Source organism: Sporolactobacillus sp. BBK16-2, from assembly GCF_059878335.1.
Genome location: NZ_CM187611.1, coordinates 2,741,292 through 2,761,373 on the forward strand (window position 1 = coordinate 2,741,292; position 20,082 = coordinate 2,761,373).

Here is a 20,082-nt window from a genome sequence, read left to right on the forward strand (position 1 = left end):
GGAAATAAACAGTTCCTGACTAAATCTGAATATAATAGTTGATCTGCAAGATGATCGTCAGCACTGTGGCAATAACAGTCACCGATGCAAAGAGTGCATCGGAATACGTTGCCTTGATCATTTTGTAAGAGGTACGCTTCACTTTAAAATTCAATTTGTAGTAATGCATGGCAAGCGAGATCGCATGGCCCTTACTGAGCACTCGGAACAGCAGCGGCAGTGAGATGATCACATAATTTTTCATCTTCGCAAATGCACTGCATTTATCGACTTCAAGCCCACGTGATTTCTGTGCTTCCATGATCGTCGCAAACTCCTGAACAATCATTGGAATGATCTGAAAAACGAGACCGACCCCGAAAGCGACGGCATAGGGTACGCGCCACGATTGCAAGCCGAGAATAATCTGGCTGAAGTTCGTCGTCAGAATCACTGTGTAAAAGGCCGAAATCATTAAGAAAATGCGCAAGGCATATACGGCACCTTTATAAAAGTCGAACCAATCCAAGCTGAATACATAATGATTGCTGAAAATTGTGAATGCTGCCCGGTATATGGTCGGTCCCTCGTTAATGGTGAACGCTCCGAGCACCAGCCATAACAAAAAGATAAATAACAGAAGCACCTTGACTTTGTTTGCCAGCACAAGCATATACTTGCCGATGCGGCCAATCAGCCAAATCGCCAGAAATACGAGAAACAGGAACAAGAGCGCGACGCCACTTTTCACAAAAGAAGTCAGAACGGACATGATAATGAAAAAGACAAACTTTGTTCTCGGATCAAGTCGGTGCAGAAACGAATTCAATTCCACGTATTGCAAAAAGTCACCCATTGCTCGCACCTCCTGTAAAGCCGTCATTCTTTATTCCTGCTGCAATGGCATCTGCGAAACGTTCCGCGTCGCAAGCAAGGGTTTTAAATCCAAGCTTCTTAGATAAACGAACCACTGGAGGCAAATCAATATGGATCTTCTCAAAGAGCGCTTCATTGTCCGCTAACTGCTGCACGCTGCCTTCTTCCAGCTTCGAAGCATGGTCAAGTACGAGTAATTCATCGGACAGTTTAAAGACGAGCGGAATTTCATGGCTGATCAAGATTACCGTCTTGCCCTTGTCCTTCAGATGCTTTATGATGCCCTCCAATTGATTGCGCAAATGAAGATCCATCCCTAAGGTCGGTTCATCCAGTATGATCACATTGGCACTTGAAAACAGGACCGACAGAATCGTCAATAAATGCTTCTTGCCCATGGACAGATTGACCGGAAGCTCTTCCTTATCCTTGAGCAAATCATATTTTTCAAGAACAGATAGTGCCTCTTCTTCACTGAATGGAACGCCTTGAGCACGTGCACAAAAGGTTAATTCCTGATAAACATTTTCTTCAAAAAGCATGTGTTCAGGATGCTGAAATACGAGAATAATATCGCGACTGATTTCGGCTACAGATTTGTCTGAGGTTTCCGCACCCAGGTAGGCAACCCTGCCTTCAGTCGGGCGGTACAGTCCATTCAGATGCTTCACTAAGGTTGTTTTTCCAGAGCCGTTTTGCCCCAATATGGATATGATTTTTCCTTTTTCAAACCCGGCATCAATATGGTTCAATGCCTGAAACCCGTCTTGAAAACTCTTGCTGAGATCTGTTACCTCAAGCACATTTTCTGCATGTTCTTCAGATGGATCCAATGCAGCTGCCGCCTCCGGTTTTTCGAAGCGATCATGAAGCGCATCATATGCTTCATCTAATGTGGAAAAAGGCTGCAATCCTTTAATTCTTTTTGAAAGCTCTCGATAGATTTCAACCTCTTGAGGAATGATGACACCGAGCTGATGCTGAACATCAAACTTGGCGAAGAACTCATCCCTGCTCCCGTCAAAAACTACTTCACCGTTGTCGATTCCGACAACATGATCGACGATTCCCGAAAACCAATCCAGGTTATTATCGACAATAACAGTCGTTTGCCCAGTTGCGCGCAGCTGATTAAGCACCGACTGAATCAAATGCTTTCCCTGCGGATCCAGTGAGCTGACCGGTTCGTCCATGATCACCAAATTCGGACGCATGGCGAGAACAGATGCAATGCACACGGCTTGCCTCTGTCCGCCGGAAAGCGTCGACACAGCCCGTTTTCTCAAATGCTGAATATGCAGCAAATCAAGAACGGACTCGACGCGTTCATGGATCTCACGGCTATCAAGCCCCATGTTCTCCACACCAAAAGCAAGTGCATCTTCAACACCATAACCAAACAGCTGATTCTCCGGTGTCTGACTGACTACGGAGATCATGACCTCTCCGCCTGCCTGAAAGGAGCCTGACAGTTCGCCTTTATTCATCAAGGTTGGGATCACTCCGCTAAGAATGCTGACCAGTGTCGACTTGCCGCATCCGCTCGGTCCGACAATCGCCGTAACCTCAGCTTCTCTGATTTCCATATTAATATTTTTTAAAATTTGCGGTGTATCCGCACTATATTTATAGCTGACATGCTCAATTTTGAAGCTCAACGTTATGGACTCCCCGCTTTATTGGATTGCATCGGACGGATCAATAGGGAATAATGGCAGTTCTTCCAGATAGATAATATCATCACGTTTCATGGCGTCATCACCTTCGGCGAGAATTGCCGCCTTGCCGACCAAGGTACCTCCGGCTCTCTTAATCAATTTTTCCAGTGCCCGTACAGATTCACCGGTACTGATCACATCGTCTACAATCAGAATCCGCTTGCCTTTGATCATTTCGCTCTCTTCTTTTTCAATGCAGAGCAGCTGTTTTCTTTGAGTGGTTATTGAGTAGACTTCTGTAACAAACGGATCACTCATATAAGGTTTGATACTTTTTCGTGCAACAAAGTAACGCTTCTTTCCACATATCCGTGACAATTCATGGATCAACGGAATTCCTTTCGCTTCCGCAGTAATGAAATAGTCGGCTTCGGGTATGCGTTCCTTGAGTGCCTCGGCAGACGCGGAAACGAGCTCTGTATCACCTAAAATAACAAAACTTGCAATCTTAATATTATCTGCGATCCGGACAACCGGCAGTTTTCGTTCAACTCCCGCGACTTTGAGTATAAATTCATCCATTCGGTTCACCTGATTTCTTTCAAATTTATATGCACTGCTCGAAATAGAAAAAAGCAGGGAACGGGTGTCCTCTGCCTTGCGACAAGTCCCGTGCGCCATGACAAAAAAAGCAATCATGCCGTAAAAAAGCATAAAATACCCGATCAGTCAGGCTAAAACGGAACAAGAACACCATAGTGCAGGCAATTTACGGTTGCCGCGTAGAGACTTCTACACCTTATTTGCAGAGTTATATGGTTTCACATTGTATGTAATTCGATTTATTTCGACATCTTTCTTAATAAAAATTATATCACTGTAATAATCTTTTAGCAACAGAATCATTATTCAAACTATTAGTTGATCTTGACCTGACTGTTTGCAATTTATCCTGACGTTCCCAGTGTGCCGCTCGCCGGCATGCTTCAAAAAAAGCAGGCAAATCTTCTGTGCAATTGAGTGATACGCGAACACAGCGTTTGCCAAATAAAGCATTCACCAGCTGCTTCCTAAGATAAAGTATTTGTGCCGTATCATTGGTGTGGAACGAAAAGTAATCCCTCGTTGCAGAGAAAGCTATGTATTTTTGGTGCCATCGATAAGCAGGCATCCGACAAAAAATCGTCTCATCCCAATTCGGGAATGCACCACGCATAAAGGACACCATCGCGTACAGCCATAATTTTTGTTGATGATTAAATCGATTGAGATACTCCAATTGTTCCAAAAAATTCGTAACCGTTTCCATTACTTCAATCACCATCCAGACAAAGTTTAGTCAGGATTAGGATGGCAACCAGCGAACAATCTTATACCCCATTTGCAGCGACAAAAAAAACAAAGCGGAGCAAAAAGTGCCCGGTCCTTACTTTCACAGGATGTGATGACTTTCGCATTGCATACATGACGTACTTCCGCAGGATGCGGTGACTTTCGCGTTGCAAACAGCGTATGTGTCATTAGCGAAAGTTCATTACATTCGAAAGTTCATTACCATATACCGTAAAATAAGCGGAGATTTTCCGGTTATATGCATCATGGCGCTTGGTTCACAGGTACATAAGGGTAATTTTTCCGCCTATGCACAGAAAAACCTATCATTTTCACATTTTTCGATTCGATAAGGGGAAGTTCTCCGTCTATTTAAGCATTTTTTTCGTTCATTTTCTAATTATGCGGAATTTTTTCTTTTATTTCTCAGATCTGGCGCTTACCTGATCGCCTAACCGAATCTTATATGACCTTATCATCATACTGGCAAGGCAAAAAGCGATAAACTCTCATTACCTGTAAAAAAAAACGGAGCAAGTGGCAAACCACTTACTCCGTTTTTAACTGATTCCGTTTTTTAAAGACTTATTTTTTAATTTCCCAATAGCAGCGTTTTGGTGAAACGATTTTCTCTTCTTTCTTCAACTTAGTCATTACTTTGTTGACTTCTTTTTTGTCCAGTCCAGTTGCATCAGCAACTTTGCCTGCGTTTGCAGGTTCTGCGGCTTTTTCAAAATAGGCTAATACGGCATCGTAGCTCTCCATCGTTTGAATCCCTCCGATTATGTATCCTTTTTGAGGATCAACTCTATTATAATCACTCAAATTGGTTTGCGAGCACAAAGAGTTTGTCAATTGTTTTCCAATTTCGCGTTGTGCAATAAGGGCTCAATTTTTCGACACGCAGTGCCAGTTTCGAATTGCGGATACTGTGATGGAAGAGAAGATAGACATTCCGACCGGCAATTTGATAGCGATCCATGCCGAAGTCAGACTCTGATTGAAGCCGTACTTTTTCAGGATCAGGTGCAGTACTGAGCATCGTTACGTAGAGACATTCACCTACTGCGGTTTCCCGTGCACGGGCAATTTCATCTTTACGAAACGGACAATTCCGAATGATCGTTTCCAGTTCACTTTTGTCTCTCACAACAACATGAACGGTCAGACCGAACTGTTCATCAATGATGTGCTCAATCTGTCCTTCGAGCTCATGCTCAGTCTCCTCAGACTCAAGCAGTATGTTACCACTCTGAATATATGTGCGTACCTTTTGGAATCCGGCGATTTCAAGCGCTCCCCGTAAATCTGCCATTTTGATCTTATTTCTTCCTCCGACATTAATGCCGCGCAGCAGTGCAATATAGATCATTTTCTTACCTTCTCTCAAGATATATCATTTTAGCATTGCTTATTTTTACTTATATTTTACATAAACCCTGCTGGCGACTTCAAACTCTACTGATATATTGGTAGAAGCAGACTGCTCATTTAGTTAAATCGTCTTATGCAGTCCATGTACAGCAAAAGCCCATTTTTCGGGAGGGGATTACAATGAAGGATGAAACCACTCATTTGCTCATGATCTCACTTGACGCAGTGAGTACAACTGATACCAACACGCTCATGAAGCTGCCCAACTTTTCGCAGCTCTCATCTCAAGGCACACTTGTTCGAAATGTGCAATCCGTTTTCATCTCGAATACGTATCCTTGCCATAGTTCCATTATCACAGGCGTCCATCCCGACAGACATGGCTTGGTTGAAAATATTATGAGCCAGCCGGGCAATGATGCACCTGATTGGCGACGGGAAGCTCATTTAGTAAAAGCCCCTAAGCTTTATGATAAAGCTGCCGAGATTGGATTGGACGTCTGTTCAATCTTCTATCCAGTGACTTGCGGAGCAAAAATAAAATGGAATTTCCCTGAAGTACCTGGAAAAATGGGAATCCTCGAACGTGCTTCTGCACTGCTGAAAGGCGGAAGCTCGTGGTTCATCCTCTCCTCACTATGGCGAAATAGAAACTATTTGAAGAAAATCTCCGAGCCTTGCCTTGATGAATTTACAACCCATATTGCTCTTGATGCATTGATACAGAAAAAGCCCGACCTCCTGCTCCTTCATCTTCTTGATGTGGATGATCACAAGCATCGATTCGGACCGAGAAGTCAAGAGGCTGCTAACGCACTCACTCGCCTTGATGATCGACTAGGGCAATTAATGGATGCTGCATTTCAAGCATGGGGAGAAGAACACACGGCCATTATCGTATTCAGTGATCACGGATGTCTCAACGTTCATACCTCGGTTGATCCTAATGACTGGCTTAGAGAAAATGGGCTGATTCACAGAACAGAGGACGGCATCGAACACTATGATGCCTTTTTCCACAACGGCGGCGGTACATCATTTCTGAAAATCTTGAATTCATCAGTAAAAGAAACGGTGCTTCAGCATTTTTCCGATTACCTGTCCCACTCTTCAGTAAAACGAAAGCTGTCAGATGAAGAAATGGATATCAGCGGTCTCGATCGAGAATTTCTCTGCGGCATAGAAGCCGCCGATGGATACAGTTTCGGTGAACCGGTAAAAGGATCACATGGCTACAGTCTGGCTCACGATGAATATCAGCCTTTCTATCTTGCAGTCGGACCAAGAATCGGTAAAAATAAGGTGACCGAAGGCGGATGTATTATCGACATATGCCCGTTAGCCGCTGATTTACTCGGAGTACCGCTATGGTCGATGGATGGAAAAAACAGATTGTCAGGGAGCGATCAATTTGCCGAAATTCACTAAAACAGAAAAAAGCTGGATTATGTATGACTGGGCGAATTCGGTATATGCGACCATCATTATGTCCGCGGTCTTTCCCATCTATTTCGCTTCCATCGCCAGGTCCAACGGTATTGCCGGTGACGTCTGGTGGGGCTATGCGACATCAGCTTCTTCTCTGCTCATCGCACTGACTGCTCCCTTTCTTGGTGCACTTGGCGACTTCAAAGGGATGAAAAAAAAGCTGTTTACTTGTTCGCTCCTCTTCGGCGCATTTTTCACCGCGTTCATGGCCTTCACGGATCAACCACTGCTTATGCTGCTCGGCTACAGCTTTTCGTTCATCGGTTTTGAAGGCACTTCGCTCTTTTATGACAGCTTTCTGACCGATGTGACCACTCGAGATCGGATGAATAAAGTGTCGGCGTATGGCTATGCCATGGGTTATTTAGGCGGAAGCACAATCCCTTTCCTCATCTCAATCGCACTGATCCTGTTCGGCAGTTCAATCGGCGTCGATGGAACGCTTGCAGTCAAACTGTCTGTTGTGCTGACTGTACTTTGGTGGCTCATCTTCAGCTTGCCTATCCTGCGTCATGTCCATCAGACGCATTACATCAGCATGCCGAAATCAAAAATGTTCAGAAACACCTTTGTAAACATCAAGGAAACTGTTCTTGCAATTATTCACAATCGAAAGCTTTTATTTTTTATGATTGCCTACTTTTTCTATATCGACGGTGTGGGTACAGTGATTTCCATGTCCACTTCATATGGAAGCACGCTGGGCCTAAGCAGCAGTCTAATGATTCTGGCTCTGCTTCTGACACAGATTCTCGCCGTCCCTTTTTCCATTCTGTTCGGTCGGCTTTCCGAACACTTCGGCACGCATCGCATGCTTCAAGGAGGCGTGTTGATTTACATGCTGATCTGTCTGCTTGGTTTTTATCTTGGTTTTTCTTTAGAACCGCATCAAAAAGCATATGAGAATGAGTTTATTCATGTCGTTAATCAATCCAATGCTCAGCTGGATCAGCAAACCATTAATACTGTAGAAAAAAACGGTCGTTCCATTCTAGCGAGTTCCGACCGCACAGAAGCATTTAATAAACAAATGGACGAACTTTCACAATCCATGAACAGCACAGAAAAAGCGGAGCTTCAGAAAATGAAAACGGATGTCGACAGCTTTTTATCCGACACGAATCGATCAAGCGAATATACAAACGCGCTTCACTTCTCGACACTGCTGTTTTGGGTCGTTGCGATTCTTGTGAGTACAAGCCAAGGTGGCATTCAGGCGCTCAGCCGCTCCTTTTTCGCCAAGTTGATCCCGGCTAACCGCTCAAACGAGTTCTTTGGTTTTTATGATATTTTCGGCAAATTCGCCGCTGTAATCGGACCGGCACTTTATGCGTTCAGCGCCGCTCTTACCGGAAGGTCATCCTTCGGCATTCTTAGTCTGCTCATCATTTTTGCTGTCGGTTTTGGCTCACTGACGTTGAGCAAGGTTCACATGAGTACGCAGAAATCAGTAGAAACCGAAGAAGTTTAATTGACTTTTGTTTTAAATTCAGCTTACCAAGTAAAAGGAGCACATGCGATGTGCTCCTTTTGTGATCAGTGATGTAGCAGTTTTGAGGATCCGGGGTACGGTTTATCAAGCGGTAGCTTGATACCGGCCGCCGGCACTTCAAACGGTCGTTCTCCGGAAAGGCCGAAGTAAATGTTCAGTTTGCTGATATCCATCTCCTCGGGATTGTAAAAGTCATTATACTGCAAGGTATGCCTGACACTGTCTAAAATTGTGTACGTCAAGGTTCTCAGATCCGGAACGGCAAATTCAGCTTTCTGATCATACAGCGGCCATTTGAAAAATGAGGCTTGATCGCTGAAAACGACTGTCATTCCCAATCGTCCAACTGATACCGGTTCGGCAAGGGAGAGATCCCATCCGGTCAGACGTGCGATTTCCTGAATTTGTTTTTCAGGAGTCAGCGTACCTTGGACATGAACTGGAAATCGCTTAAACTGTCCATCCATACCAATAAACAAGGTCCCCGACTCAGTTCTTGGCGCTGTACCGTCATCGATCTTGCTCTCAGCAGCCGATGCGGAAAAGGGCAACAAAAGAAAGCACATGGCAATGACAACGGATTTCATCAATGATTCATCGCTCATTTCTGTAAAGATTAGAGTGAACAGCACATTAAGATCATGCGCTTTCATTGTAAGTAGTATCCCTATTTGTCACGGCATCATGCGCCAGTATAAACGAATTCAGTTATTTTTTACTTTCTCTTCCTTTAGCCTCATTGTACCAATAGACTGCAGCCGCCGTAGAAAATAATAACGCGAGTAATCCCAAGGCAATACCCAAGTGCATCACTCCATTTTTGTAAGCGCTATAATATATTTAGTCTATACCCTCACAATGCTTACGTCAAAGTTGAAGACACCTATTTAAAAAAAATACTGCGCCTATTTTCATTTGCTGACTTGCTTTTTAAATGAATGAGCATTTCTTCAACAGCGCTCAGCAATGCGACCAACCCGACAATCCATAAAAATTCCACGCTCTTGAACGTAATATAGTGGATACTGAATAATTATAAAACGCTTTATATTTAAAGCATTAATCTCCTATTTGGTGTATAATAAATGCATGGAATAACGCACTGTGATGCGATTTTCTGTGCATTTTTTAATAGATGGGGTGCTTGGAATGGTTTATCGGACAAAAACGGTTCAACTTTCGATCGAGTCTTTCGGTCAGGAATTGGGTGTCTCCTTAAGCCCGGAGAATAAATGGGTTCAGCTCGCGGATCAGTTGCCGTGGACCCAGATGGAGGATGTTTATCGTGTCGTTTTTCCGTCCTCACTTGGCCGAGCGGGCAAACCCTTTCGGCTTCTTTTTGGCGCCCAGCTCATTAAGCAGTCCACGGGCCTTTCTGATGCTGATGTGGTCAAGGCTATTCGGGATACGCCCGCTTATCAGTACTTCATCGGTTGTCCCACTTACGTGGTCAGCCGACCCTTTGACCCTTCTGCCCTCACGCATTTTCGAAAACGGATCGCCCCCATCAGTACCCAGTTGCGCCAAATCATGGGCGCTTGGTGTAAAGACCGGCTTCAAGGCAGTGTGGGCAGCGATGGGACGATGATCCTTGATGCCACGGTCACGCCAGTCAACATCCGCTTTCCACAAGACCATTCCTTACTCAATCAGGCCCGCACCTTCCTTGAAAAAATGATTACGGAACTGGCTCATCAGCTCAACGTCCCCATTCCACGGACGTACAAACGAGAAGCACATAAAGCCTATGTCACCTTTACCAAGAAGCCTTGTCGCCCAGCTAAGGAAACGCGCCACCAAGTCAAAGCGCAACTGCAATACGTGCGACGTGACTTGCGTTATGTCGACGAGCTGCGCGCAAAAGGCGGTGAATTAACAGAGAAGCAACGCAGCCGATTGACCACGATCCAGCAGCTGTTTACGCAGCAGGAGTTCATGTACCGAAATAAGACACATCGAGTGGAGCATCGGATTGTCAGTCTGTCCCAGCCATACGTGCGCCCAATCAAGCGGGGCAAGGCGAAACAAAACACTGAGTTTGGTCCGAAAATCGATGTCTCGATTCAAGACGGGATCATCGAAATCGAACGTGTCGATTTCAACGCGTTTAATGAAAGTACCGACTTCCAAAAGGCCATTGAGCGCTATAAAGAACAGCACGATCATTACCCCGACGAAGTGTTGGCCGACAAACTGTACCGCAATCGTGAAAACATCGCGTTTGCCAAAGAGCGAGGCATTACGATTATAGGACCCAAGCTCGGTCGCAAACCCAAGAACGTTGATGAAAAGCAACGGCGCGCCGACAACGCAGCAGCACGTGATGCTGAGAATCGTCGAGGGGAAATTGAACGTCGTTTTGCTTTTATCAAGCAAAAGTGCGGTCTAGGTTTAGTACGCGCCAAAACCGCTGAAACGATTGCGGTCACCATTGATATGGGGATCACGATGGCGAATATCGATACGGTCTTACGCCTTTTTTCTTTGGCCCTTTTACTGGTCATAAAAATCAAGGATACCTACCTAACGATTAGCTACAAAATACGGAAAGAGACTGAATTTCTACCAGCCTAATTCAGCATCCACTAATATATACAACGGGAGCCATGAAAATAAGCAGACCCGCCAGCTTATTTCCCCATGTATGCACGCTGACAAACGCATGGTATTTATATGCCGCAATGAGTAAGCTTATTATTCTGACAGAGGCGATCAAGACAATGAATAGAGCAAATGGTACAAGAAGATTCCCGGCCCAATAAAAGAATAAAACACATAGAACGCCATACATCATGACATCCGCAAATGAATCCAGACGTGTACCAAACCTGCTCTGACTGTTAGTTTTCCGTGCAATGACGCCGTCAAGGATATCGGTCAGGCCTGTCAATACGTACAGCACGACAAATATCCAGCTGTTTTTATATGTAAAAAGAAGCAAGATTACAAAAATGATCCGGCTTATGCTCAAAATATTCGGTAAGTAGTTCAAAAGGTTCCTCCGGTTGACAGCACATTTCTGAATATCGGACTATAGCTTTTTCTTATAACCCTTGTGATCTTTTAAAAATCCATAGGATTCATAAAACCCGCAGGCATCCGTTCTGTTTCTTTCAGTCACAAGAATCATCTGCGAACACTGTCTTTCCCGTGCCCGTTTTTCCAATTCATTGAGAAGAGCCTTGCCTACACCCATTCGTCGAGCACCACGATCAACAATCATGTTCTCAATGACCAAGAAAGGCAGACAGTCTCCGTATAGCTCGTCACACACCACACCCATAACAGAACCGACCAATCGATCCTCTGAAACAGCACTTAATAATATGTGTGTCTTACGCTGATTTATTTTTCTAAATTGTGCCTTCATTTGATCGATATTGGAATCTTCATTCCAAAACTGGCGATACAAGATTGCGAGTTGTGGCAGGTCCTCAAGCTCCATTTGTCTTATATTCATCGACTCACCTCAGAACATAGGTTCACAGTTTAACAACACCAGATTCCAAAATAGCAAAACCGGGTTCATCGCAACGAATCTCAGCGAGTGCTCCGTATGGCAGGAGACATTTTGGTTCGTTGTGACCGAAACTGCCGTTATATAAAACCGGCAGTTCTTCTTTGCTAAATTCCGCCAGAATTCTTTTAATAATTTCCTTATATTCTTCGTAAAACGTTCCTCTGAACGGTTTGCCGAAAACCAGGCCATTAATTCGATCAAAAATGCCCATCATGCCATAGCTTCTCAAACTGTCTTCAAGCAGCCAAACCGGAGGCATTTCCTCAGATGTTTCAAGAAAAAGTATGGCATCATCGAAGTCGTTTAATTCCGGGAAAAGTGAGGTACCTTTGATCATGTCAATGACTTCCAGACAACCTCCGATCAGGCGCCCGGTTATTATTCCCGTTCCCTGTATGAGTTCGTAATCCGTATTTTTCTCGAATTTTCTTAGTACATTTTTATTTCCGATCACCCATTCAAGGCGCTGCGCTGTATATTCCTTAGAAACCGGAATCTCACCAATTGGCGCACTACTGAAGAGCACTTTATTCGCCCACTCCAAAGTATAGTCGGACATTTTGACGTTCTCAGCAAAATCATTCAGCAGCGACAAGCCGTAAAAACTTGAGATCCCCGCTTTAAGACAGAGAAAGTGAGTAACTGTACTGTCCGAATAGCCGGTCACGATTTTCGGATTGTTGCGGATCACATCAAAATCAATATAAGGGAGCATGCGGATGCTGTCGCTGCCGCCAATGCAGGAAATAATAGCCTTAATCGATGAATCGGCAAAAGCCTGCATCAAATCCTCTGCCCGTTTTTCCGGATGTTTGTAAACATACTCCGTGCCTTTCAAAGTGTTTGGCATTTCAACTACTTTTAATCCGAAAACTTGTTCCAAGCGTTGCTTCCCTTGCAAGTAACGCCAGTTAATTGCTTCGTCCCCAGCTCCGCCCCACGACGAGCTGACCGTTGCCACCGTGTCACCAGGCTTAAGCATCGGTGGCTTGATTAAATTCAGCATATATGTGTTTTCCTTTCGACAATGCACAGGTTCTCAAGAACACTGTTAATCATTTTCAATTACACGTGCAACATCATGGCCACATTCCGCACATTTTCCCTTTAAGATAATACCGAAACGATCCCTATTAATCGTATAACCTACAATTTCAACTGCTTTGCCGCAATTTGTGCAAAAGACATTTCGCTTCAATTGTTCTCGAGTTTGTTTAGGAATAGCTAACCATTTTTCATTTGCAGTAGTCATTCTCTCATTACCTTCGATTCAAGTTTTTTTCACATCTTGACCATACCATCAATTGAATGAAAACCTCTGCAATGATAAAAGCCTTCCATTTCGTCATTTCTGGATGTGAATACGATTGTATTCATTATACCTTTTATCCTTCAATCATTTCTCACATTCATTGAGCAATGGCTCTTTACTTTAAAAATATTGATACGACAATAAAACCTATTGTGATGACAAGGATAAGTAGTCCAATCCCCTTCCAGCCTAAGCTGCCCACTAAATCAACAAGACTGCCATTTTTTGCCCTATTAAACGCATCGTTCAAAGTTCCGGTTGGATTTCTTTTTAATTCTTCTTGTCTCAGTCTTTCTCTTCTTTTTTCAGGTGTTTCTTTGTCATCACTCATGACCACACCCCCACTTTCTATGATTTTAACCACTGTCTCTTAGTTTCTTTAAAATATAGACGGATACTGCAAAAAACTGCTCTATCAATAAACTACAATCTCATTTAATTTAATGACTATTAACAGAAAATCCTTTTCGATCCTATAGCTGATAAATATAACGCATTTCAGTCATCTGCTTCCCGCTAATATCCGATTGTTCCTTCGTCCCATCAAACGTATAGCCGTATTTTTCGTAGAATTTTCTCGCCCGTCGGTTCTCTTCAAACACCCATAAAGAGATCGTATGATAGGCGTGCTTCTTCAAATGGTTTACGGCAAAATCCATAAGCTGTCTGCCACAACCCGTTCCCCATACATCAGCAATGCAATAAATTGCACTGATTTCCGCAGTATCTTCAGACGCATCTTTGTCCCTTGAATGGCCAATCGACATCATTCCTACAGGCTTTCCTTTTAAATAGGCACCATAAAATTCATGTTGACTGATGGAAATCGCTTTTCTAAAAAAAGTCGCTCGCGATTCTGACGTCAACTGATCTAGAAACGTTTGCGGGACAATACCTCGATATGCCTGTTTCCATGATGTCGCATGCACGAACCTGAGGTCCTCAGCATTTGCCAAAACCGCTTTCATAATTTCAAGCATGTCAACGCATCCTTTCGTTACATATAGCCTATATACTTCATAAAAAAAACACGTTCAGTTTTTTCTTCCGGTCAGTGCCACAACATTTATCGTTGCAATATCCCACATTTTTTCCCCATTTTCATAGCAATGGATACGTTCATCAAACCGGTGATTGATTAACTCGTTCAAACGGCTTCGTTCTTGCTTGGTTAATGCAGCAGGATTCAAATTAAGCGCCTTGCTCATGCTATTTAACATGAACAAACGATTCACATTGATGCACTCAATTGCGCGTTCAACCGGCACATCAGCACTATCTGGTGCATAGCTCACCAGTGACATCACGTTGACATTAATGTCTCGAAATCCGTTTTTCTCCATTATTGGTGCATACTCTGACACTGATAGCGGATACTTCCGAATCTGAATTGGTGCCTCGGGCGCGGCCTGGAATGCCTTCTCAAATAGTTTTTGTTCTTCTCCGGCGGTCGGTTGCCAATTTTCACCACTCAGATTCAGCCCTGGCAATACTGTAAGCACGGCTATTGTTCCCCCAGGTTTTAAGACACGGTATTGTTCATGTAAAAAAGCGTTAGGTTCAATATGTTCCATGACCGTGAATGAATAGCACAAATCAAAGGTTTGATCAGTGAAAGGCATAGCAGTAGCATCGCCATTAGCAAACATGCAATCCAGTCCAAGTTCATGAGATTTTGCTTTCGCAAAAGCAATATGCCCCGAGTCAAAATCAAGTCCGGTGACTGTCGTGTGCGGTAAATAGGTTTTGACTCGATGAGCGAACAAACCGCTGCCGCACCCGACTTCAAGTACGGACATACCGTCTTGAATCCGCAACAAGTCCAACCATTTTGTTTTGTTCCCATCATGAAAACGCAATGCTCTGGATCGGTAAAGTTCTTCTGAAGTTTGTACATAATCGGACCAATTGCTATACACAATGCCATCTCCCTAACCACTTTTATTTGAAGCACAACTTCCTCATTCATGGTACTCTATCTTCATAAGGAAACGGGGTGCGGACAATACTTATAAAAGAGTTTTGCGCAGAAAACTTCACACAAATTCCTGCGGCCATTGATCATGGTGCCGATCGCATTGAACTTTGTGACAATCTGGCTGTTGGTGGCACCACTGTCAGCTATGGTGTGGCGGCGCATACTATTCCTTACTGCCACTCCCGCAACGTACCGGTGATGGTGATGATCCGACCGCGGTGCGGAAATTTTGTCTATTCTCATGATGAAGTCCGTATGATGTGCGCGGACATCGAGCAGGCGCGTCGGCTTAAAGCCGACGGCATTGTCTTCGGTTGCCTGACCGAACAGTATCAACTGGATAAAACAGCAACAAATAAATTGATTGAGGCAGCCGGCAATCTGGACATCACTTTTCACATGGCGTTCGACCAATTAGATAACAAGGCACAGCATACTGCCATTGATTGGCTGGCTGCCCATCGTGTTAAACGTATTCTGACCCATGGAGGAACGATGGACGAACCAATTGAGCGCCATTTTGATCATTTGCAGCAACTCATTCAGTATGCGGACGGCCGATTAATCCTTTTGCCCGGCGGAGGCATTTCTACAGAAAATATTGTTGAAGTGGCAAAAAAGTTACCAATTCAAGAAGTGCATGGTACTAGAATCGTGCCGCTCGCCTAGTGATTATTTAAAAATTTTCTTATATAAGTTCAAAAAATTGCCGCCGATTATCAAGCCGATTTCATTATCGCTGTAGCCGCGGCGAATCAATTCTTCCGTGAAAAGAGGAAGATCTTTATGGCTGGCAATCACGTCATATGAGTCGCGCGTGTGCCCCGCAGGCTTAAGCGGAATTTCACTCAGGAAGTTGCAAATATCCAAGCCGATTCCAACATGCTCGATCCCCACAAGATTGACAATGTAATCAAGGTGATCGATTAAATGACCGACATCGCCATCTTCATAAGTATCGGATACAAATGCATTAAACCCGTTCATACCGATCACGCCACCCCTAATCGCCAAGTCACATATTTGTTCATCGGTCAGATTGCGCATCGATGAGGCAATAAAACGCGCGTTGGAATGTGAGGCGATAATCGGCGTACTTGTCCGTTCCAGGACATCGATCAGGCCGACATCGTTCAAATGACTGACATCAATAATCATATTCAGCTTCTCTGCCTCTTTAACCAGCTGAATGCCGAACTCTGTCAACCCACCCTGATGTCCCTCATCTACAGCATGAAAATGGCTTCCGTCAGCAGCAAAATTACGTCTGCTCCATGTCAGTCCGACAAAACGCACACCTAATTTATAAAAAATCTGTAAGAGTCCTAGATCATTCGTTAACGGATCCACACCTTCGAGAGAAAGTAAGATTGCGAGTTTACGATGAGCATGCGCATCTAAAATGTCATCATAAGTCGTACATAGCTGAATTTCATCAGGTGATTCCTCAATCTCCGAATACAAAGCGCTCACCTGATCAAGCGCCATTTTCAACCCCATTTCCGGCAAATACTCACTGGAAATGAACAATGAGCACACCAGAGCGCTCACTCCGCCTGCACGAAGTATCGGCAGAAACTCTGTTTCAATGACTTTTCGATAACCGAGCTTCCTTCGCAGGTCTACTTCCATTAAAAGATCAAAATGAGCATCGAGCGCAATATACTGCTCATGCAGCCGCCTCGCATGTTCCTGTACAGATTCCGCCAACGTAAGTCCCTCCCTGTAAGCAACTCAAGATAATTGATGAGGATCATGAGAAGATAAAATAACGTAATCGAAAAAATTATTTTTATTTCAATTCATCATCCAGCGGAACAACAAATTCATCCAGTGTTTTTCTCCATTGACGTTTCATCTCTGGACCATATTTCAGTGGTTTGGCATCTGAATGAACAACTTTGTATTGATCAAATCGTTTACTGTCAATGATACTTCCGATATTCGGTATGGGGTCTGCCCCCACTACATATTGAATTGCTGATGAATAGAGCTCATTTTTATCCACAAACCAGGTATTCGCAAACACCTCGATCACATGATTACGAGCTTGTGTGAAATACCGACGCTTCACAACAAGAACATCTTCACCCGGATCAATCTCCTTGTTATCAATCGCATTCAATATTTTCCGATAGATTTGTTTGACATTTTCCGCTTTATTCAATTTTTGAAGTGCCTTTTCAATTTCATCACGGATATCTTGATTATGTGCAGTATAAGTGTCTAATAGTCGATCAATATACGCAGAATCAATATCGTACGCCTTTTTCGCATTTTCTCCAAAGAATTCAATTTCTGATAAGTCCGGTCCTATACCAACCGGACCAATTGGCAATGATCCTTTCACCGTATTATAGACACCCCTATATTCGTCTAATGTTTGGACTTGTTCTTGAAGTACTTTTGATTTTTCCATTTCATCATTATAGTCATCATAGGTGACAAGCGCTTCATAAGAATGATTCAGTTCCTGGAATGCTTTCACAAAATCAATTCGCATATTAACTGGCGAATGCTCGTCAATATCTGCTAAGTTAGGTATTGATGTTAATACTTTATGTGCTTTGATGAATCGCTTCTTCGATTCGTCATAGGTTGGATACACGAGGTTAGTTTCTTTTTGTTCCGATGAGTATAGCTTTATCGCTTCTGCCACATTCTTCTCCATTGTATAAGGCTTACGGAAGGTGACAATCAATCCCTTGCTCTTTCCCGGATAGGTTCGGTTGGTACGAGAGAACGCTTGGATCAGGTTTGCATAACTTAGGTTGCGATCCACAAACAGCGTTTGGATTGTCGGTGCATCAAAGCCAGTCAGTAAGCGGTCCACAACAATCACAAGATCAATTTGTTTCCCAAATTCTTTAAACTCTGCCTTCTTACGAGCCAGTCGATTATTGATGTCGCCATTGTAACGTTCAAGATCCTCTATAGACCAAGCAGTATGGTAATACGTATTATATTGTTTGATGATTTTTTCCATTTCATCTTGAATTTGTTTCGCATGATCTTCATTTTCTTGAACCGAATATGTAATCGCGATTCGTGGAAAGTCAGGATCTTCAATGATACGTCCTGTTCGCATGGGATGATCGGAAAATTCTTTAGTTAACCACTCTGGATCTTTAGTTAGTTCCTTGATCGCATAATAATAACGTTTTGCCATATCAATCGAGCTGGTCGTCAAAATAGCAGATTTTTGCGGGTGACCATTTTGAAAATCAAATTTGATATAGGCATTATCCGGGCGGAAAATCTTATGCAACACCTTTTGAATATGTTCGTCACGTTCAAAAACAGTAGGTTCCAGGTACTGTTCTTTTTTGATCCCATCCTTTTGATCAATCAGATCATTAATTCCATCCACACTATAGCTCGCGTACTTTTCGTTTACTTTCAATTGTTTATAAATGTAATTATTCAAAGAATTAGAGTCAATCGTATCTTCATGTTCGACCTGAAAACCTAAGACAGCGCCATCATCTAAGGCATTTTTAATTGTATAGGTATGGAGCACTTCGCCGTATTGATCACAGGTTGTTCGAGCCAATTGACCTTGAGCTTGTTTTTTGTTTTCATCAAATATGGGCGTGCCTGTAAAGCCAAACCAGGTTGAATTGGGAAAAAATTTTTTAATGGCTTCCATACCTTCCGCACTTAACGCTCGATGGCATTCATCAACAACAAAGACAATATGTCGGCCAAGTAATTTCTTAAATCGTTGTGTTCCATTTCGCTCTTCTTGTCTTTGCGCATAGCGCAACGCGGCTTCTAGTTTTTGACGTGTGGTAATGATCACCGTATTGGAATTCGCATCAGTTAAGAGCGTTGCACTTAACTCCTTCGCACTACCTGTACCTACAATCAGGCTATTCGACTTTGCACTGCCTGAAGAAATACCCGTATTGAATTCTGAAGCAAATTTTGTGAATTCCGTGGTGGTTTGATTGTCCAAGTCTTTTCGGTCAATCAACATAATCGTGCGATCAACGCCTGGTTTACGTGCTAATAACTTCGTTGAAACAAAGCTCGTTAATGTCTTCCCTGATCCTGTCGCATGCCAAACGTAACCTGACTCATGTTTCATCGCAGAGGTAAACAAAGCTTCAATCGCATGGATTTGATATGGATGTAAAACCATTAATGCTTTGTTGTCTTGGTCTTCGCTGACAATCATATAATTAGCAATCAACCGATGAGCATCCGGAATATTCAGAACTTGTTTGACAAATTCATAGAGATTGTCTACTTTACGATTATCTTTAGTTCGCCAACTAAAGACAGACTTCTTATACATATCTTTTGGTGAGGCATTGGCAAAATAACGCGTTGTCTGTTCATTGGAAATGACAAACAGCTGCAAAGTAGAAAATATATTATTTCGAAACATTCCTTCTTCAGCATATTTTTTTATTTGATTGAACGCCTGAAATACCCCATCTTTTGCACTAACCTGTTTCAATTCAATTTGAACAATCGGTAGCCCATTAATTAATAGGGTGACATCAAAACGTCGATTTCGACCTTCCATCTCGATCTTTTGTTTCGCAATTTGATGAACCACTTCATAGGTAGAAATTCCTCCACCTATGTCTTGATTAGAATACAAGATTAATGATAGCGAACCAAGCGAAACATCTTCCCGTTCTATGTGAATACGAGCAATTCCATTCTCCCCTTTTAGCCATTTTGCAGCGTCAAAAGGAGTTTGAGTATGTAATAATAATTCAGTCTTTATGCTATCAAATTCTTTATCAGTAATTGGGTAATCACCAAGTTCTGATAAATTATTTTGAGTTATTTTTTTACGTAAGTTCTGCCATAAGTCGTCTTCCGACTTTAAATCCGGACAATAATTCCATTGGTTATGACCTTCACCGAGCACTTCAATCAGCCGACGCTCTACTTCTGCTTCGTCATGGAGTGGATTTTTCATTATTATTACTTCCCCACCTTCGTTACAGCATGCATTTTTCCTAGATAAATTCTCCCAAATTATATCATGATAGTGCTATCTGTTGTGTCATTAAGCGAGTGTTGATACCTGGGAACAAGTAATTAATGAATGAC

The 20,082-nt window shown here is 43.1% G+C and carries 20 protein-coding genes and 1 riboswitch; of the genes, 4 read left to right on the forward strand and 16 right to left on the reverse strand.

Annotated elements, in window-relative coordinates:
* Positions 1-19 precede the first annotated feature (19 nt).
* The 6 genes from AC6F33_RS13555 to AC6F33_RS13580 form a co-directional block, all read right to left on the reverse strand.
* On the reverse strand, positions 20-835 hold the full coding sequence (locus AC6F33_RS13555; RefSeq protein ID WP_255749157.1) for an energy-coupling factor transporter transmembrane component T family protein: 816 nt from the start codon (positions 833-835) through the stop codon (positions 20-22).
* On the reverse strand, positions 828-2,513 hold the full coding sequence (locus AC6F33_RS13560; protein ID WP_500777279.1) for an ABC transporter ATP-binding protein: 1,686 nt from the start codon (positions 2,511-2,513) through the stop codon (positions 828-830). Before AC6F33_RS13560 ends, AC6F33_RS13555 begins: the two co-directional genes overlap by 8 nt.
* Positions 2,514-2,531: 18 nt before the next feature.
* Positions 2,532-3,095 (reverse strand): phosphoribosyltransferase family protein, encoded by a 564-nt coding sequence (locus tag AC6F33_RS13565; protein WP_500777280.1) that lies wholly within the window; start codon positions 3,093-3,095, stop codon positions 2,532-2,534.
* A 154-nt stretch (positions 3,096-3,249) separates the two neighbouring features.
* A riboswitch (purine riboswitch) is annotated at positions 3,250-3,352 on the reverse strand.
* Between the two features lie 35 nt (positions 3,353-3,387).
* The gene (locus AC6F33_RS13570) at positions 3,388-3,837 is read right to left on the reverse strand and encodes a hypothetical protein (protein ID WP_500777281.1); all 450 of its coding nucleotides are present in this window, start codon (positions 3,835-3,837) and stop codon (positions 3,388-3,390) included.
* A 593-nt stretch (positions 3,838-4,430) separates the two neighbouring features.
* Complete coding sequence (locus tag AC6F33_RS13575) at positions 4,431-4,610, reverse strand: MarR family transcriptional regulator (protein WP_255749160.1); 180 nt, start codon at positions 4,608-4,610, stop codon at positions 4,431-4,433.
* 52 nt (positions 4,611-4,662) lie between these two features.
* The gene (locus AC6F33_RS13580; protein WP_255749161.1) at positions 4,663-5,217 is read right to left on the reverse strand and encodes a DUF1697 domain-containing protein; all 555 of its coding nucleotides are present in this window, start codon (positions 5,215-5,217) and stop codon (positions 4,663-4,665) included.
* 182 nt (positions 5,218-5,399) lie between these two features.
* Here AC6F33_RS13580 and AC6F33_RS13585 point away from each other — a divergent pair, with 182 nt between their 5' ends.
* Together AC6F33_RS13585 and AC6F33_RS13590 are read left to right on the forward strand one after the other, a co-directional pair.
* Complete coding sequence (locus AC6F33_RS13585; protein WP_255749162.1) at positions 5,400-6,647, forward strand: alkaline phosphatase family protein; 1,248 nt, start codon at positions 5,400-5,402, stop codon at positions 6,645-6,647.
* A gap of 58 nt (positions 6,648-6,705) precedes the next feature.
* Positions 6,706-8,178 carry an MFS transporter gene (locus tag AC6F33_RS13590; protein WP_480948790.1) on the forward strand — a complete coding sequence of 491 codons (1,473 nt, stop codon included), beginning with the start codon at positions 6,706-6,708 and terminating at the stop codon, positions 8,176-8,178.
* Between the two features lie 65 nt (positions 8,179-8,243).
* Here the strand turns inward: AC6F33_RS13590 and AC6F33_RS13595 are convergent, their stop codons facing one another.
* Positions 8,244-8,852, reverse strand: a complete 609-nt coding sequence (locus AC6F33_RS13595) for a hypothetical protein (RefSeq protein ID WP_480948622.1) — start codon at positions 8,850-8,852, stop codon at positions 8,244-8,246.
* A gap of 496 nt (positions 8,853-9,348) precedes the next feature.
* Between AC6F33_RS13595 and AC6F33_RS13600 the strand changes: the two genes are divergently transcribed.
* Positions 9,349-10,773, forward strand: a complete 1,425-nt coding sequence (locus tag AC6F33_RS13600; RefSeq protein ID WP_249104284.1) for an IS5 family transposase — start codon at positions 9,349-9,351, stop codon at positions 10,771-10,773.
* Between the two features lies 1 nt (position 10,774).
* On the opposite strand, the gene AC6F33_RS13605 is transcribed toward AC6F33_RS13600, so the two are convergent.
* The 7 genes from AC6F33_RS13605 to AC6F33_RS13635 form a co-directional block, all read right to left on the reverse strand.
* The gene (locus AC6F33_RS13605) at positions 10,775-11,191 is read right to left on the reverse strand and encodes a CDP-alcohol phosphatidyltransferase family protein (RefSeq protein WP_500777282.1); all 417 of its coding nucleotides are present in this window, start codon (positions 11,189-11,191) and stop codon (positions 10,775-10,777) included.
* 39 nt (positions 11,192-11,230) lie between these two features.
* Complete coding sequence (locus AC6F33_RS13610; protein ID WP_255749166.1) at positions 11,231-11,659, reverse strand: GNAT family N-acetyltransferase; 429 nt, start codon at positions 11,657-11,659, stop codon at positions 11,231-11,233.
* 22 nt (positions 11,660-11,681) lie between these two features.
* Positions 11,682-12,725 carry a S66 family peptidase gene (locus tag AC6F33_RS13615; RefSeq protein ID WP_255749167.1) on the reverse strand — a complete coding sequence of 348 codons (1,044 nt, stop codon included), beginning with the start codon at positions 12,723-12,725 and terminating at the stop codon, positions 11,682-11,684.
* 45 nt (positions 12,726-12,770) lie between these two features.
* Positions 12,771-12,971 (reverse strand): hypothetical protein, encoded by a 201-nt coding sequence (locus AC6F33_RS13620; RefSeq protein WP_255749168.1) that lies wholly within the window; start codon positions 12,969-12,971, stop codon positions 12,771-12,773.
* Between the two features lie 175 nt (positions 12,972-13,146).
* Complete coding sequence (locus AC6F33_RS13625) at positions 13,147-13,362, reverse strand: DUF6366 family protein (protein ID WP_255749169.1); 216 nt, start codon at positions 13,360-13,362, stop codon at positions 13,147-13,149.
* Positions 13,363-13,504: 142 nt separating this feature from the next.
* Complete coding sequence (locus AC6F33_RS13630; RefSeq protein ID WP_500777283.1) at positions 13,505-14,011, reverse strand: GNAT family N-acetyltransferase; 507 nt, start codon at positions 14,009-14,011, stop codon at positions 13,505-13,507.
* A gap of 54 nt (positions 14,012-14,065) precedes the next feature.
* On the reverse strand, positions 14,066-14,950 hold the full coding sequence (locus AC6F33_RS13635; RefSeq protein ID WP_255749172.1) for a class I SAM-dependent methyltransferase: 885 nt from the start codon (positions 14,948-14,950) through the stop codon (positions 14,066-14,068).
* A gap of 86 nt (positions 14,951-15,036) precedes the next feature.
* Between AC6F33_RS13635 and AC6F33_RS13640 the strand changes: the two genes are divergently transcribed.
* Positions 15,037-15,678 carry a copper homeostasis protein CutC gene (locus tag AC6F33_RS13640; RefSeq protein WP_480948791.1) on the forward strand — a complete coding sequence of 214 codons (642 nt, stop codon included), beginning with the start codon at positions 15,037-15,039 and terminating at the stop codon, positions 15,676-15,678.
* A gap of 3 nt (positions 15,679-15,681) precedes the next feature.
* Here the strand turns inward: AC6F33_RS13640 and AC6F33_RS13645 are convergent, their stop codons facing one another.
* The gene (locus tag AC6F33_RS13645) at positions 15,682-16,719 is read right to left on the reverse strand and encodes a dipeptidase (protein ID WP_480948623.1); all 1,038 of its coding nucleotides are present in this window, start codon (positions 16,717-16,719) and stop codon (positions 15,682-15,684) included.
* Positions 16,720-16,801: 82 nt separating this feature from the next.
* Positions 16,802-19,948 carry a type I restriction endonuclease subunit R gene (locus tag AC6F33_RS13650; protein ID WP_480948624.1) on the reverse strand — a complete coding sequence of 1,049 codons (3,147 nt, stop codon included), beginning with the start codon at positions 19,946-19,948 and terminating at the stop codon, positions 16,802-16,804.
* Between the last annotated feature and the right edge of the window lie 134 nt (positions 19,949-20,082).

Excerpts from the sequence above, each read along its gene's own strand:
- AC6F33_RS13555 (WP_255749157.1), bottom strand. The coding sequence starts at position 835 with ATGGGTGACTTTTTGCAATACGTGGAATTGAATTCGTTTCTGCACCGA.
- AC6F33_RS13565 (WP_500777280.1), bottom strand. The coding sequence starts at position 3,095 with ATGGATGAATTTATACTCAAAGTCGCGGGAGTTGAACGAAAACTGCCG.
- AC6F33_RS13570 (WP_500777281.1), bottom strand. The coding sequence starts at position 3,837 with ATGGTGATTGAAGTAATGGAAACGGTTACGAATTTTTTGGAACAATTG.
- AC6F33_RS13575 (WP_255749160.1), bottom strand. The coding sequence starts at position 4,610 with ATGGAGAGCTACGATGCCGTATTAGCCTATTTTGAAAAAGCCGCAGAA.
- AC6F33_RS13580 (WP_255749161.1), bottom strand. The coding sequence starts at position 5,217 with ATGATCTATATTGCACTGCTGCGCGGCATTAATGTCGGAGGAAGAAAT.
- AC6F33_RS13585 (WP_255749162.1), top strand. The coding sequence starts at position 5,400 with ATGAAGGATGAAACCACTCATTTGCTCATGATCTCACTTGACGCAGTG.
- AC6F33_RS13590 (WP_480948790.1), top strand. The coding sequence starts at position 6,706 with ATGTCCGCGGTCTTTCCCATCTATTTCGCTTCCATCGCCAGGTCCAAC.
- AC6F33_RS13595 (WP_480948622.1), bottom strand. The coding sequence starts at position 8,852 with ATGAAAGCGCATGATCTTAATGTGCTGTTCACTCTAATCTTTACAGAA.
- AC6F33_RS13600 (WP_249104284.1), top strand. The coding sequence starts at position 9,349 with ATGGTTTATCGGACAAAAACGGTTCAACTTTCGATCGAGTCTTTCGGT.
- AC6F33_RS13610 (WP_255749166.1), bottom strand. The coding sequence starts at position 11,659 with ATGAATATAAGACAAATGGAGCTTGAGGACCTGCCACAACTCGCAATC.
- AC6F33_RS13615 (WP_255749167.1), bottom strand. The coding sequence starts at position 12,725 with ATGCTGAATTTAATCAAGCCACCGATGCTTAAGCCTGGTGACACGGTG.
- AC6F33_RS13620 (WP_255749168.1), bottom strand. The coding sequence starts at position 12,971 with ATGACTACTGCAAATGAAAAATGGTTAGCTATTCCTAAACAAACTCGA.
- AC6F33_RS13625 (WP_255749169.1), bottom strand. The coding sequence starts at position 13,362 with ATGAGTGATGACAAAGAAACACCTGAAAAAAGAAGAGAAAGACTGAGA.
- AC6F33_RS13630 (WP_500777283.1), bottom strand. The coding sequence starts at position 14,011 with ATGCTTGAAATTATGAAAGCGGTTTTGGCAAATGCTGAGGACCTCAGG.
- AC6F33_RS13650 (WP_480948624.1), bottom strand. The coding sequence starts at position 19,948 with ATGAAAAATCCACTCCATGACGAAGCAGAAGTAGAGCGTCGGCTGATT.